This is a genomic window from Pseudomonas sp. HLS-6 TE3448, assembly GCF_053629555.1.
This window is the reverse complement of the sequence record NZ_JBRJIO010000001.1, coordinates 1,531,119-1,544,208: the sequence shown is the minus strand read 5'-3', so window position 1 is coordinate 1,544,208 and position 13,090 is coordinate 1,531,119. Positions and strand designations below refer to the sequence as shown.

The 13,090-nt window shown below is 61.1% G+C and carries 14 protein-coding genes and 2 pseudogenes; 8 read left to right on the top strand and 8 right to left on the bottom strand.

Translation table 11 applies throughout. The features are described 5' to 3' along the window. Positions 1 to 30: 30 nt before the first annotated feature. From AB7M23_RS07230 to AB7M23_RS07215, 4 genes and pseudogenes are all read right to left on the bottom strand, one after another. A complete protein-coding gene (locus AB7M23_RS07230) occupies positions 31 to 798 on the bottom strand; it encodes a uroporphyrinogen-III synthase (RefSeq protein ID WP_102053242.1) in 768 nt (255 codons plus the stop codon). Further along, on the bottom strand, positions 795 to 1,736 hold the full coding sequence (hemC, locus tag AB7M23_RS07225) for a hydroxymethylbilane synthase (protein ID WP_065758041.1): 942 nt from the start codon (positions 1,734 to 1,736) through the stop codon (positions 795 to 797). The genes AB7M23_RS07230 and hemC overlap by 4 nt, the downstream gene beginning before the upstream one ends. Before the next feature lie 118 nt (positions 1,737 to 1,854). After that, positions 1,855 to 2,601, bottom strand: coding sequence for a LytR/AlgR family response regulator transcription factor (locus AB7M23_RS07220; RefSeq protein ID WP_065758042.1), 747 nt, complete (start codon positions 2,599 to 2,601; stop codon positions 1,855 to 1,857). Further along, positions 2,598 to 2,705 (bottom strand): annotated as a pseudogene (locus AB7M23_RS07215) (sensor histidine kinase); the annotation flags it as partial. The gene AB7M23_RS07220 and the pseudogene AB7M23_RS07215, both read right to left, overlap by 4 nt. 221 nt (positions 2,706 to 2,926) lie before the next feature. Between AB7M23_RS07215 and argH the strand changes: the two are divergent. Next, a complete protein-coding gene (argH, locus tag AB7M23_RS07210) occupies positions 2,927 to 4,321 on the top strand; it encodes an argininosuccinate lyase (RefSeq protein ID WP_065758043.1) in 1,395 nt (464 codons plus the stop codon). 45 nt (positions 4,322 to 4,366) lie between these two features. On the opposite strand, the gene AB7M23_RS07205 is transcribed toward argH, so the two are convergent. Beyond that, positions 4,367 to 5,029 carry a glutathione S-transferase family protein gene (locus AB7M23_RS07205; RefSeq protein WP_454240502.1) on the bottom strand — a complete coding sequence of 221 codons (663 nt, stop codon included), beginning with the start codon at positions 5,027 to 5,029 and terminating at the stop codon, positions 4,367 to 4,369. Between the two features lie 144 nt (positions 5,030 to 5,173). Here AB7M23_RS07205 and AB7M23_RS07200 point away from each other — a divergent pair, with 144 nt between their 5' ends. The 3 genes from AB7M23_RS07200 to AB7M23_RS07190 all read left to right on the top strand — a co-directional run bounded on the left by AB7M23_RS07200 (position 5,174) and on the right by AB7M23_RS07190 (position 8,817). Beyond that, the gene (locus tag AB7M23_RS07200) at positions 5,174 to 5,461 is read left to right on the top strand and encodes a hypothetical protein (RefSeq protein WP_330522183.1); all 288 of its coding nucleotides are present in this window, start codon (positions 5,174 to 5,176) and stop codon (positions 5,459 to 5,461) included. Between the two features lie 69 nt (positions 5,462 to 5,530). Next, positions 5,531 to 5,779 carry a TIGR02647 family protein gene (locus AB7M23_RS07195; RefSeq protein ID WP_065758046.1) on the top strand — a complete coding sequence of 83 codons (249 nt, stop codon included), beginning with the start codon at positions 5,531 to 5,533 and terminating at the stop codon, positions 5,777 to 5,779. Positions 5,780 to 5,979: 200 nt separating this feature from the next. After that, a complete protein-coding gene (locus AB7M23_RS07190; RefSeq protein ID WP_454240501.1) occupies positions 5,980 to 8,817 on the top strand; it encodes a class I adenylate cyclase in 2,838 nt (945 codons plus the stop codon). Between the two features lie 7 nt (positions 8,818 to 8,824). Here AB7M23_RS07190 and rnk read toward each other — a convergent pair whose 3' ends face one another. The 3 genes from rnk to cyaY all read right to left on the bottom strand — a co-directional run bounded on the left by rnk (position 8,825) and on the right by cyaY (position 9,935). Next, a complete protein-coding gene (gene rnk / locus AB7M23_RS07185) occupies positions 8,825 to 9,235 on the bottom strand; it encodes a nucleoside diphosphate kinase regulator (protein ID WP_065758048.1) in 411 nt (136 codons plus the stop codon). A gap of 144 nt (positions 9,236 to 9,379) precedes the next feature. After that, the gene (locus AB7M23_RS07180; protein ID WP_454240500.1) at positions 9,380 to 9,601 is read right to left on the bottom strand and encodes a DUF1289 domain-containing protein; all 222 of its coding nucleotides are present in this window, start codon (positions 9,599 to 9,601) and stop codon (positions 9,380 to 9,382) included. 1 nt (position 9,602) lies between these two features. Then, positions 9,603 to 9,935, bottom strand: coding sequence for an iron donor protein CyaY (gene cyaY / locus AB7M23_RS07175; protein ID WP_065758050.1), 333 nt, complete (start codon positions 9,933 to 9,935; stop codon positions 9,603 to 9,605). A gap of 177 nt (positions 9,936 to 10,112) precedes the next feature. Here cyaY and lptM point away from each other — a divergent pair. The 4 genes and pseudogenes from lptM to AB7M23_RS07155 all read left to right on the top strand — a co-directional run. After that, a pseudogene (gene lptM, locus AB7M23_RS07170) lies at positions 10,113 to 10,247 on the top strand (LPS translocon maturation chaperone LptM); the annotation flags it as partial. A gap of 12 nt (positions 10,248 to 10,259) precedes the next feature. Continuing rightward, a complete protein-coding gene (lysA, locus tag AB7M23_RS07165) occupies positions 10,260 to 11,507 on the top strand; it encodes a diaminopimelate decarboxylase (protein ID WP_099773280.1) in 1,248 nt (415 codons plus the stop codon). A gap of 4 nt (positions 11,508 to 11,511) precedes the next feature. Then, positions 11,512 to 12,342 carry a diaminopimelate epimerase gene (gene dapF / locus AB7M23_RS07160; RefSeq protein WP_065758052.1) on the top strand — a complete coding sequence of 277 codons (831 nt, stop codon included), beginning with the start codon at positions 11,512 to 11,514 and terminating at the stop codon, positions 12,340 to 12,342. Positions 12,343 to 12,355: 13 nt separating this feature from the next. Then, positions 12,356 to 13,090 carry a DUF484 family protein gene (locus tag AB7M23_RS07155; protein WP_409277516.1) on the top strand — a complete coding sequence of 245 codons (735 nt, stop codon included), beginning with the start codon at positions 12,356 to 12,358 and terminating at the stop codon, positions 13,088 to 13,090.

Sequence of the window (13,090 nt, the reverse complement as noted above, 5' to 3'; positions counted from 1 at the left end):
TTGAGGCACGTCGCCAATCAGCTTAGCGCCTTAGAGGGCAGGTGCAGGAGTTTCCCGCAACGCCGCCAGCAAGGCCGCGGCATTGGCACCGCGACAATCTATTACATTCAGGGCACCGGCTGCACGGGCCTGGGCTGCCACCCGAGGGCTCGGCACAAAAATAGGCAACCGCGCCAACTGCGGCCAGTCCTCGCCGGCCAATTGCTGCAAATGTTCAAACCCTTGGCCGCTGCTGACCACCAGGCCATTCAAACGCTCTTCCTCGACACGCCGCTGCAATGTCGACGGCGGGTAGACAGGCAGGCAACGTCGGTACAATTCGAGGTAGTCGACACTAGCACCTTGTTCGGCCAAACGCTCGGCCAACAACTCACGCCCGCCCTCACCGCGCATGATCAATACACGCGCATCGGGCCGGTTAATCGCCTCATGCAAGGCGGGCAACTGCAAAAGTGCCTCGCTGTCATCGCCAGTGCGGGGGTAATGCACCTCCCGGCCATGCGCTTCCAGAATCTGCGCCGAAGCAGCGCCGACCGTGAACCAGGCCTGCTGCGGCGGTTGTGGCCAGTAGTGATCCAGCTGCGCCAAGCCCAGGCGCGCCGCCGGTTTGCTCACGACGATAACCGCACAGTAGCGATCCAGGTGGGCCACCGTGCTGCGCTGCGCGGCATCAAGCGCCAGTGGTTCGATTTCCAGCAAAGGCAAACTGCTGCTGAAGACGCCGCTCTGCGCTAGCGTTTGCGCCAGCGCTGCACCGTCTTCGGCCGGCCGCGTAAGCAGCAGACGCCAGCTGCTCACGGGTGACCGGCCTCGCCATAAACAGCCTTGAGGATCTCACCGGCCCCCTGTTTGAGCAGGTCTTCGGCGACCCGAACACCCAGCGCCTCGGCATCGGCGCGTGGCGCACGCGCTTCAGCATTGAGCAACGTGCCACCGCTGGGTTGACCTACCAGGCCGCGCAGCCATAGCTGATCACCTTCAAGCACGGCATAACAGGCAATCGGCACCTGACAACCGCCGTTGAGGTGCTTGTTCAACGCCCGCTCGGCGCTGACACGGTCGGCGGTGTCGCGATGGTGCAGCGGCGCCAGCAACGCATGGATTTCGCTGTCGGCACTGCGGCATTCGATACCCACGGCACCTTGGCCGCCGGCGGGCAGGCTGTCATCGACACTGATGGTAGAGCTGATACGGTCTTCAAAGCCGAGGCGGATCAAGCCGGCAGCCGCCAGGATGATCGCGTCGTACTCACCCGCATCGAGCTTGGCCAGGCGGGTATTGACGTTGCCCCGCAGGAAGCGGATTTGCAGGTCGGGGCGACGCGCCAGCAACTGTGCCTGACGGCGCAGGCTGGAGGTACCGACCACGCTGCCCGCCGGCAGGCTTTCGAGGTTTGGGAAGGTGTTGGAAACAAACGCGTCGCGCGGGTCTTCGCGCTCGCAGATGCAATACAGGCCCAGGCCTTCGGGGAAGTCCATGGGCACGTCTTTCATCGAGTGCACCGCAATGTCGGCTTCGCGCTCAAGCAGTGCAGTTTCCAGTTCCTTGACGAACAGGCCCTTGCCGCCAATCTTCGACAGCGGCGAGTCAAGCAGCTTGTCACCGCGGCTGACCATTGGCACCAGCGTCACCAGCAGGCCGGGATGGGCTTCCTCTAGACGGGCTTTGACATATTCAGCCTGCCAGAGGGCAAGGGCACTTTTGCGGGTGGCAATGCGGATTTCGCGAGTGGACATGGAACGATCCGTACGAGAGAGTTGCTACGGATGATAACAGCTCAGTCCAACGCGCTAGCAGATCTAAATTATCGGATAAGGTCGCCGTCCTTGGCACGATTCGCTCCAGCACTGTCCTTTAGAGCTGCTGCATCATCTTGCGCACGCCCGCCACATGCCGACGGCTGACCACCAGCGCATCGCCATTGAGCCCTTTCAGATAAAGCTGGAAATGCCCTAGCGGCGTGCGCTGCAGGCGTTCAATACGGTTACGCGCGACCAACGCATTGCGGTGGATACGGACAAAGCGGTCACCGAACTCATCCTCAAGGGCCTTGAGTGGTTCATCCAGCAAGACTTCGCCGGACTCATGGCGCAGGGTGACGTATTTGTGATCGGCGATGAAGTAAATGACCTGATCCAGCGGGATCATTTCGATGCCTTTGCGGGTTCTCGCACTGATGTGACTGCGAGGCCCGATGCCGCTCTCAGCGGCCGGGCGCGTCAACGCCGCCAACTGCACCCGGCTGGGACGCTCTGCCCTGCGCAAGCTGTCCCGCAACTCCTCTGCGCGTACCGGCTTGATCAGGCAGCCCAGGGTGCTGTCTTTGAATACGTTTACCGCGAACTCATCATCCGCCGTACAGAACACCACCGCCGGTGGTGCTTCACGCTCGCACAAGCGACCTGCCACCTGCAGGCCATCCAGGCCTGGCATACGAATGTCGAGCAGGACGACATCGGGTTTAAGGCTGTCGATCAGTGCCAGGGCCTCTTCACCATTGGTGGCGCTAGGCTCCAGCACGGTATAGCCCTCAAGCTCGCCGAGCATGCGGCTCAAGCGTTCGCGGGCTTGGGGTTCGTCATCAACGATCAGGACATTCATATTGCGCTGGATTCCTGCGTGAGTCTCGCACAAGGATAGCGTAGACAGGTGAAGTGACGACCGTCACGGCGATCCACGCTCAGACTCGCACGATGGCTAAAAATTCACTGGGTCGGCAGTAAAGATGCCAATCCTCAGTCCAACTGTAGACGGTTGCCGGAACGCTGCCGTTCATTCGCCAAATATCCTGTCAAGAACACACCTTCAACGGCGCCAGCCAGAACCTCGATCACCCATTTATGCCGACCGCCGAACGCCGTCAATGCTGCCAATCCTGCTATTATCGGCGCCACTTTTCCCGTTCACGCCTTCAACGAGCGAATCCATGAGCACTGACAAGACCAACCAGTCCTGGGGCGGCCGCTTCAGTGAGCCCGTCGACGCTTTCGTCGCCCGCTTCACCGCTTCCGTCAACTTCGACCAGCGCCTGTATCGCCACGACATCATGGGTTCGATCGCCCACGCCACCATGTTGGCGAAGGTCGGCGTTCTCACCGATGCCGAGCGCGACAGCATCATCGACGGGCTGAAAACCATCCAGAGCGAAATCGAAGCCGGCAACTTCGACTGGCGCATCGACCTCGAAGACGTTCACATGAACATCGAGGCGCGCCTGACCGATCGCATCGGTATCACCGGCAAGAAGCTGCACACCGGGCGTAGCCGTAACGACCAGGTCGCCACCGATATCCGTCTGTGGCTGCGTGACGAAATCGACCTGATCCTCGCTGAGATCACCCGCCTGCAACAAGGCCTGCTGGAGCAAGCCGAGCGCGAAGCGGAAACCATCATGCCGGGCTTCACGCACCTGCAGACCGCGCAACCGGTGACCTTCGGCCACCACCTGCTGGCCTGGTTCGAGATGCTCAGCCGTGACTACGAGCGCCTGGTCGACTGCCGCAAGCGCACCAACCGCATGCCGCTGGGCAGTGCCGCACTGGCCGGTACCACCTACCCGATCGACCGTGAACTGACCTGCCAGCTGCTGGGCTTTGAAGCCGTGGCCGGCAACTCGCTGGACGGCGTCTCTGACCGCGACTTCGCCATTGAATTCTGCGCTGCCGCCAGCCTGGCGATGATGCACCTGTCGCGCTTCTCCGAAGAGCTGGTGCTGTGGACCAGTGCGCAATTCCAGTTCATCGACCTGCCTGACCGCTTCTGCACCGGCAGCTCGATCATGCCGCAAAAGAAAAACCCGGACGTGCCAGAGCTGGTGCGCGGCAAGAGCGGCCGTGTATTCGGCGCCCTGACCGGCCTGCTGACCCTGATGAAAGGCCAGCCACTGGCCTACAACAAGGACAACCAGGAAGACAAAGAGCCGCTGTTCGACGCCGCCGACACCCTGCGCGACTCGCTGCGGGCCTTCGCCGACATGATCCCGGCCATCAAGCCGCGTCATGCGATCATGCGCGAAGCCGCACTGCGCGGCTTCTCCACCGCCACCGACCTGGCCGACTACCTGGTACGGCGCGGCCTGCCGTTCCGTGACTGCCACGAAATCGTCGGCCATGCAGTGAAATACGGCGTCGACACCGGCAAGGACCTGGCGGAAATGAGCCTGGACGAACTGCGCCAGTTCAGCGACCAGATCGAGCAAGACGTATTTGCCGTCCTGACCCTGGAAGGCTCGGTCAACGCCCGTAACCACATTGGCGGTACCGCTCCAGCCCAGGTACGGGCTGCGGTGCAACGCGGCAAGGCCCTGCTGGCCAGCCGTTAAGCCTCGATACAGGCTCGCCGGGCAGCACGGCGAGCCTGTTTCAACTCAGCGCTTGCCGCTGCGAATCATCTCGAGGAAGGCGGGCATCTGCGCTTCCTTGTCCGCTGCGATCTTCTGCACATGCGGGCTCTCCTTGAGCCGGGCGAACAGCGCCTTGGCCTGCGGGAAGTCTTCCAGCAAGTCCTGACCAAATATCTTGAGGCCGACACCGCGCGCCAGATCGACACTGTAGAAGAAATACAGGTCGGCCAGAGTCAGCGTGTTACCAGCAACGTAAGGCGAGAACACGCCGTTGCGCTTGAGGGTATCAAGCCCCGCCAACAGTTCGCCCTTGGCCTTTTCCTTGATGACCGCGTCCACCTGCATGCCGAAAAACGCCTCGGGGTAACAAGCCCGTGCCGGCAGTTCGATATACAGCTCGATTTCCTTGGCCAGCTCGCGCACCTTGGCACGCGCATAGGCCTCGGCAGGCAGCAAGGCATGCTCAGGATGCACCTGCTCGATGTACTCGAGGATCACGCTGGTCTCACTGATAAAGCCGTGCTCGGTTTCCAGTACCGGGACCTTGCCGCGCGGGCTGACCTGCAGAGCGTCATCGCTCTGGCCACCGTTGAACGGCACCTCTTCAAAGGGCAGGCCCTTTTCCAGCAGTGCCAGTTTGACCATGTTGTAGTAGTTGCTGACTGCAAAACCATGAAGCTTGAGCATGAAAACAGCCTCCAGGCCGTAAGGAGTTGGCCCGGGGTGTTATAGAACGATTGGCCTGGACTGACCAGCATCATGGATCGTGTCGATACTGCGACATGACCTGTGCGCTCATGGCAAACTGCAAGCTCAACGCGAGGAATCACCATGAGCGAACAGAACAAAATCGACAGCGACGACGAAGAAGCCTTCGCCGAAGCCACCCTGACCCAGGCCATCGAGAATCAGATCGAGTCCGGTGAGCCACCGGCCGCCAAGGCGGCTTTCAACAAGCTGACGCTGGTGGGCTATGAGCGCGAAGAAATTCTCAACCTGATGGCTCATGTACTGGCTATCGAGATTGACGCCATGCTCGATGAAGACCGTGCATTCAACACCGAATGGTACGAAACTGCCCTGCGCGCACTGCCCGAACTACCGCCGGAAAAAGACTGAACTACACTCCAAAGCCAGGCATCCGTTACCAAGGTGCCAACCGCAAATTCAGGAAATGTCGGAGTACCTATGTCATTTACCCCCGAGTTGGTTGCCGAACTGGAAATACTTGCACTGTTCAACCTGGCCAATACCCAGGAAGGCCTGAAAATTCACACCAAGACGGCAGCGCCCCAAGCCATTGCCGCCGCCAAACGCCTGCATGACAAGGAACTGATCACCCAACCCGATGGCGGTTACCTGACCAGCCTGGGCCTGGACGCCGCCGAGCATGCACAGCAGCTGCTGACCATCCTTAACGTGACCGAAACAGCCTGAATACCCGCCGACACCTTCACCGGCAAGCCTCACGCGCCAGCGTCTTGCACGGCCTTCGGGCCGTACACGACGCTGCACCGCCCACGAAAAAATGGCGTCAAAAACCAAATACGGCTTAAACCGACTGCATTACTAGGGCTAAACTCGCCAGTGCTAACTGACGTTCCCTTGTCGAGCCTGTAGGCCGGTTTGAATCCATAATGAACCACCCCTATGAAATCCGCCCGGACCTGGATGCAGGCATCGACCGCAAGGTGCTCAATCAGTTGCGCGCGCGTTTTCTGCGCCTGAACGAAGGTCGCCTGGCACGCGCCATGGACGGTTTGTCGAGCAGACAGCAACTCGTCCTTAACCTGCTACCGCTGCTCTTCCACGTCAATCACCCACTGTTTCCCGGCTATGTATCAGGCTCTACCCCAGCGGGTGTCTCTGGTTACGAGCCCGATGCACAGCAGTTGGCTGAAGCGCAGCGCCTGACGCGCTCGTTCAGCTACAGGCCTCGCCACGGCAACCCGCCACGCCCCATTCATGGGCTGTTCCTGATGGGCAGCCTCGGCACCCTGGCCCAGGCCGAACAAAGCGACATGGATGTGTGGGTATGCCACGCTTGCGACCTGGACGACACCGCCCTGGCCGAGCTGCGCAAGAAGTGCACGTTGCTGGAGATCTGGGCCGCCAGCCAGGGCGCCGAAGCACACATGTTCCTGATCGACCCGCAGCGATTCGTTCAGGGCGAACGCAACACCAGGCTCAGTTCGGAAGATTGCGGCACCACTCAGCATTACCTGCTACTTGATGAGTTCTACCGCACCGCCATCTGGCTGGCCGGCCGCACACCGCTTTGGTGGCTGGTACCTGTGCACGAAGAAGCGCGCTATGCCGAATTCACCCGCACGCTGCTGTCCAAACGGTTTGTCCGCGAAGAAGAGGTTCTGGATCTTGGCCATCTGGCCCATATCCCGGCCGGCGAGTTCATCGGTGCCGGGCTCTGGCAGTTGTACAAAGGGATTGAGTCGCCCTACAAATCTGTACTTAAACTGCTACTGACCGAAGCCTATGCCAGCGAGCATCCACAGGTACACTGCCTCAGCCTGCAGTTCAAACAGGCCGTGTTCGCCAACCGCCTGGACCCAGACGAACTCGACCCCTACGTGATGGTTTACCGGCGCATCGAGCGCTACCTGAAGGCCAGCGGCGACAGCCAACGGCTGGAGCTGGTGCGACGCAGCCTGTACCTGAAGATCAACAAGAAACTCAGCAACCTGGCACGCCAGCGCGTGAGTGGCTGGCAACGCGAGCAGCTTGCACGCCTTTGCCAGGAATGGGGTTGGGACGAACGCCAATTGGCCCTGCTCGACAGCCGCAGCCAATGGAAAGTTCGTCAGGTCGAGAGCGAGCGGCGGGTGCTGGTCGATGAGTTGAACTACGGCTACCGCTTTCTCAACCAGTTCGCACGCAGCCAACAGGCGAGCAATCGCATCGACCAACGCGACCTCAACGTGCTTGGCCGACGCTTGCATGCAGCTTTCGGGCGCCGTGCTGGCAAAGTCGACTTCATCAACCCAGGCGTGGCCCCTGACCTGGCCGAAGACACCCTGACGCTGGTCCAATCAAGTACCGGCAACGCACCGGAGCGGGTTCAATGGACACTCTACAGCGGCAACCTCGGCCCGCAGGAATGGGAGCACTTCGCCCCGATCAAACGGTGCCGCGGGCTACTTGAACTGCTGACCTGGGCCCATCGCAATGGCGTGATCGACAGCAGTACGCGACTAGCGCTGTATCCAGGCAGCAGCGACCTGAGCGAGTACGAGCTGTTCAACCTGCTCGGCAGCCTGCAGCACAGCGTAGCCCTGCCACTGCCCCGTGTCAGTGAGGAACGCCTGCTACAACCCAGCGTAGCCGAGGAGGTGCTGTTGCTGGTGAATGTCGGCATCGACCCACTGCGCCAACACCGCGACCTGAACATCCTGATGACCACCGAGCGTACCGACTCGCTGAGCTACGCTGGCGTGCGCGAGAACCTGGTACTGACCCTCGACCAGGTCACACTCAACAGTTGGAACGAAGTGCAGGTTCAACGCTATGACGGCGAACATGCCCTGCTGCGCTGCCTGCGCGATTACCTGAGCAGCCTTGAGCGCGGCGCACCTGCGCCACGCTTGAGGGTACGCTGCTTCTGTCATAACCGGGCCCAGGCCATTGCCCTGCGTGTCGAAGAAGTGTTCATGAGCGCTCAGGCACTCCTGGAGCAACCCCTCGAGTACCGCTACCTGATTCAGGTTCAGCAGCATACCCACGTGCTCAACCTGCAACCTGGCGCAACCGAAATAGCCACACTGAACGACCACGCGGCCCTTCTGGCGTATCTTGGCCAGGAGCGGAGCAGTTACAGCCACCTGCACCTGGATGCCAATGCACTGCAGGAGCATGACCTGGCACAAGTGCTTGCGCTTGGCCAGCCGCACGCCCTTCAGGTGTTCTACCGCCTGTGGGATGACTGGGCCGATGTCTACGTGCTGGATGAACATAACGTGTTGTGGCAGCAACGCCTGCCGATGCATGACGAGAGCAGCCTGCTGCTGCCGTTGCAGCGCTTCCTGCAGGCGGTGGTTTTTCGTCAGAACGCGCGCCGGCCACTGGCGCAAGGCTCGCTGGCAATCCATTACTACCAGATTATGCCCTCGGGCGGAGGCCGAGCGCGCCGGGTCGAACCCCGCCCCGCGCCACAGGACAGCAGCGGCAGGTTTTTCTACGACGTACAGGCGATCCTACAGACGAGCGCAACCGAGTCAGCCCACGTCACGCTGTACTGTAATCAAAAGGAATTTTCAGCGCTCGACCATGGCGACCAACTGTATGCCATGGTTGCGCGCGAGATCGTCGAGCAGCGCCGTGAAGCTGCGCCCTACCGCTGCTACATCAACGACCTGGACCTGTCCGACCTGCTCGCTGAAAGCCCAGGTTCAAGCATCCGCTACCTGCGCTACAAGGACGAACTGGAGGCGCGCCTGAACGACGCCATGGCCCTGCTCTAAGCCAGGCTCAGAGGTCAAAGTCACCAGCGGCTTCCGGCTGGTACTCAACCTCCAGCAGCTTGAGCTTGAGGGTCTTGCCGCCCGGTGCTGGCCAATCGATCTGCTCGCCGACCGACAGGCCCAGCAATGCGCAGCCAATCGGCGCCAGGATCGATACGCTGCCTTCGGCACCCGCATCCTTCGGGTAGACCAGGGTCAGGTGATAGTCCTTGCCACTGGCTTCCTCACGGCAATGCACGCGGGAGTTCATGGTCACCACACCGGCCGGGACCTCCTCGTGACCGACCACCTGCTCGGCGCGGTCCAGCTCGTCCTGCAAGGCGAGCACACCCGGCACGTTTTCGTCGAGGCTATCGATCAAACGCTCAAGACGTTGTACGTCCAATCGGGTGAGGATAAGGGAAGGCTTGGTGCTCATGATCCAGTCAGACTCCTTTTTCTAGGCGATATAAAGAAAAACCCCGCCCAAGGGCGGGGTTTTCAGGAATTCGGCAGTGCCGATATACGTTCGACACTACCACAGCCCGGCAAATACACAAGAGGGGCGGCAGGCAGCCCTGGCTCAGCGAGCCTCGGCCTGGGTGCGCCGGGCACGTGCTTCGCGGCAAATCTGGCGACGCTGCTCATCATCCGCCGAACGCCACTGGCGAATATCCTCGACATGCCGGAAACAACCCAGGCAGACCTTCTGCTCATCGAGCCGGCACAGGCTGATACACGGCGAAGGCACAGCCGGGCTGACATTGCTGTACAGCGGCTTGGCCGGTTTGCTGGCAACACTCATTTCAAATCTCGTCGAAGTCGAGCTTCTCGCCAGACTGCTCAAAGACGATGCGCACCAGCATTTCGCCCAACAGTTCGTCAGTGGTATCGCACATCCACTTCTTGCTTTCCGGGTCGTAGTCGAAATGGAAACCGCCGCTACGGGCCGCCAGCCACAGCTGACGCAAAGGCTCCTGCCGGCTGAAGATCAACTGGCTGCCATTATCGAACTTGATGGTCAGGACACCGGCCGAATTTTCCATGTCCAGGTCCAGGCCGCTTTCGTCGAACAGGTCTTCCAGCGCCTGCTGGGTGGCATCGACCAGGTCATGAAAACGTGCTTCGCTCAAACTCATTGCAAGAACCTCGAAATTTTCTGCTCACGCGCAAGCCGGGCACGATACGAGGCCAGCGCGGCGAATGCAAAGGATACCGACCACCGCCCCTGTCCGATGGCGGGCAAGCCACATAGGCAAGGCGCTGGGCGCTCGGTATACTCGGGCGCAATACTGCTTATTTCAAAGGATTTCGCCATGAAGCGCCTGATCTCCTCCCTCGCAGCGCTCGTCGCGGTTGCCTGCCTCGTCTCCGCCTGTGGTCAAAAGGGTCCTCTGTACCTGCCTGACGACAGCAAGGATGGCAAAAAATCGCAATCGCACCAGCACCAGTAAGGGAATCCCATGGACGCTTTCAGCTACCGCGAAGGTGAACTGTTCGCGGAAGACGTAGCGCTGTCAGCCATCGCCGCGCGCTTCGCAACGCCGACGTACGTCTACTCGCGCGCCCATATCGAAGAGCGCTACCGCAGCTATACCGATGCCCTGGAAGGCGTATCGCACCTGGTCTGCTTTGCAGTCAAGGCGAACTCCAACCTGGCCGTGCTGAACGTGCTCGCCCGCTTGGGCGCAGGCTTCGACATCGTCTCCGGCGGTGAGCTGGAACGCGTCCTGGCCGCTGGCGGACGCGCCGACCGCGTGGTGTTCTCCGGCGTCGGCAAGACCCGTGAAGACATGCGTCGGGCCCTGGAAGTCGGCGTACACTGCTTCAACGTCGAGTCCACTGACGAACTGGAACGCCTGCAGGTCGTCGCCGCCGAGATGGGCGTACGCGCGCCGATTTCGCTGCGGGTCAACCCTGACGTCGATGCCGGTACCCACCCGTACATTTCCACCGGGCTGAAAGAGAACAAGTTCGGCATTGCCATCGCCGATGCCGAGGCCGTCTATCTGCGCGCAGCTCAACTGCCGAACCTGGAAGTGGTGGGTGTCGACTGCCATATCGGTTCGCAGCTGACCACCCTCGCCCCGTTCCTCGACGCACTCGACCGCCTGCTGGCGCTGATCGACCGCCTGGCCGAATGTGGCATCCACCTGCGTCACCTGGACCTGGGTGGTGGTGTTGGTGTGCGTTACAACGACGAACAGCCACCGCTTATTGCCGACTACATCAAGGCCGTACGCGAGCGTGTCGGCGAACGTGACCTGACCCTGGTCTTCGAGCCGGGTCGTTACATCGTCGCCAATGCCGGCGTGCTGCTGACCCGTGTCGAGTACCTCAAGCACACGGAACACAAGGATTTCGCCATCGTCGATGCGGCGATGAACGACCTGATCCGCCCAGCCCTGTATCAAGCCTGGATGGACGTGACGGCCGTGCAGCCGCGTGCGGGCGAGCCACGCACCTATGACGTGGTCGGACCGATCTGCGAAACCGGCGACTTCCTGGCCAAAGCGCGTCAACTGAACCTGGCCGAGGGCGACCTGCTGGCTGTGCATTCAGCGGGTGCCTATGGCTTTGTCATGAGCTCGAACTACAACACCCGTGGCCGCTGCGCCGAAGTTCTGGTCGATGGCGACAAGGCCTTTGAAGTGCGTCGTCGCGAGACCGTAGCCGAACTGTTCGCAGGCGAAAGCCAGTTGCCGGAGTAACCCCATGCTGCTGCGTTTTACCAAAATGCATGGCCTGGGCAATGACTTCATGGTCCTCGACCTGGTCAGCCAGCATGCACACATTCTGCCCAAGCACGCCAAGCAATGGGGCGACCGGCATACCGGTATCGGCTTCGATCAGTTACTGATCGTCGAAGCACCGAGCAATCCGGACGTGGACTTTCGCTACCGGATCTTCAACGCCGACGGCTCCGAAGTGGAACAGTGCGGTAACGGTGCACGTTGCTTCGCCCGCTTCGTGCTGGACAAACGCCTGACCGCCAAGAAACAGATCCGCGTCGAAACCCGTAGCGGCGTCATTGAGCTCAATGTCCGTAGCGATGGGCAGATCTGTGTCGACATGGGCCCACCACGGCTGGTCCCGGCCGACATTCCGTTCCAGGCCCCCGAACAAGCCCTGAGCTATTCGGTGGATGTGGACGGCCAGCAGGTCGAAATGGCCGCCGTCTCCATGGGCAACCCGCACGCCGTGCTGCGTGTCGATGACATCAACCAGGCACCGGTACATACCCTGGGGCCGAAGATCGAACACCACCCACGCTTCCCGCAACGTGTGAATGTCGGCTTTATCCAGGTCATTGATCGGCACCGCGCACAACTGCGGGTCTGGGAACGTGGCGCCGGGGAAACCCAGGCTTGCGGTACCGGCGCCTGCGCTGCTGCAGTGGCCGCGATCAGCCAAGGCTGGATGGATTCACCCCTGCTTATCGACCTGCCAGGCGGGCGCCTGTCGATTGAATGGGCAGGACCTGGCCACCCGGTGATGATGACCGGGCCGGCCGTGCGCGTTTTCGAAGGACAGGTTCGTCTATGAGTGAGTATCAGCCATGACCGATCAGCCCCAGGCCCCCGTCGAACACCCCGCCCCGAGTGATCAGGGCATGACACCGGCCCTTGGGGCCGAGGCCGTGGCCGCCTACTTGCGCGCCAACCCGGCATTTTTCACCGAGCATGATGAACTGCTGGTGGAACTGCACGTCCCTCACCAGCGTGGCGATAGCGTCTCGCTGGTCGAGCGCCAGCTCAAGCTCCTGCGTGATCGCAACATCGAGATGCGCCATCGCCTGTCACAGCTGATGGACGTCGCCCGCGACAATGATCGCCTGTTCGACAAGACCCGCCGCTTGATCCTCGACCTGCTCGATGCCAACAGCCTCGAGGAAGTGGTCATGGCCGTTGAAGACAGCCTGCGCCAAGAGTTCAAGGTGCCGTTTGTCAGCCTCATACTGTTCAGTGACAACGCCACTTCGGTGGGCCGCTGGGTCAACAGTACCGAGGCCCAACAAGCCATTGGTGGCCTGCTATGCGGCGGCAAGACCGTCAGCGGCTCGCTGCGCGACCATGAGCTGGACTTCCTGTTCGGTGAAGAGCAGCGCAAAGAAGTCGGCTCCAGCGCCGTCGCCGTACTCAACCATCAGGGCCTGCATGGCGTGCTGGCGATCGGTAGCCGAGATCCGCAGCACTACAAGAGCAGTGTCGGCACCCTGTTCCTGGGCTACATTGCCGAAGTCCTGGGCCGTGTCGTTCCACGCTTCACGCAAACCCTGCGTTCGGTACGCTAA

Coding starts and splice junctions, on each gene's coding strand:
- lysA (WP_099773280.1), top strand. CDS start 10,260: ATGGACGCTTTCAGCTACCGCGAAGGTGAACTGTTCGCGGAAGACGTA.
- dapF (WP_065758052.1), top strand. CDS start 11,512: ATGCTGCTGCGTTTTACCAAAATGCATGGCCTGGGCAATGACTTCATG.
- argH (WP_065758043.1), top strand. CDS start 2,927: ATGAGCACTGACAAGACCAACCAGTCCTGGGGCGGCCGCTTCAGTGAG.
- AB7M23_RS07195 (WP_065758046.1), top strand. CDS start 5,531: ATGTCATTTACCCCCGAGTTGGTTGCCGAACTGGAAATACTTGCACTG.
- hemC (WP_065758041.1), bottom strand. CDS start 1,736: ATGTCCACTCGCGAAATCCGCATTGCCACCCGCAAAAGTGCCCTTGCC.
- AB7M23_RS07180 (WP_454240500.1), bottom strand. CDS start 9,601: ATGAGTGTTGCCAGCAAACCGGCCAAGCCGCTGTACAGCAATGTCAGC.
- AB7M23_RS07220 (WP_065758042.1), bottom strand. CDS start 2,601: ATGAATGTCCTGATCGTTGATGACGAACCCCAAGCCCGCGAACGCTTG.
- rnk (WP_065758048.1), bottom strand. CDS start 9,235: ATGAGCACCAAGCCTTCCCTTATCCTCACCCGATTGGACGTACAACGT.
- AB7M23_RS07155 (WP_409277516.1), top strand. CDS start 12,356: ATGACCGATCAGCCCCAGGCCCCCGTCGAACACCCCGCCCCGAGTGAT.
- AB7M23_RS07200 (WP_330522183.1), top strand. CDS start 5,174: ATGAGCGAACAGAACAAAATCGACAGCGACGACGAAGAAGCCTTCGCC.
- AB7M23_RS07205 (WP_454240502.1), bottom strand. CDS start 5,029: ATGCTCAAGCTTCATGGTTTTGCAGTCAGCAACTACTACAACATGGTC.
- AB7M23_RS07190 (WP_454240501.1), top strand. CDS start 5,980: ATGAACCACCCCTATGAAATCCGCCCGGACCTGGATGCAGGCATCGAC.
- cyaY (WP_065758050.1), bottom strand. CDS start 9,935: ATGAGTTTGAGCGAAGCACGTTTTCATGACCTGGTCGATGCCACCCAG.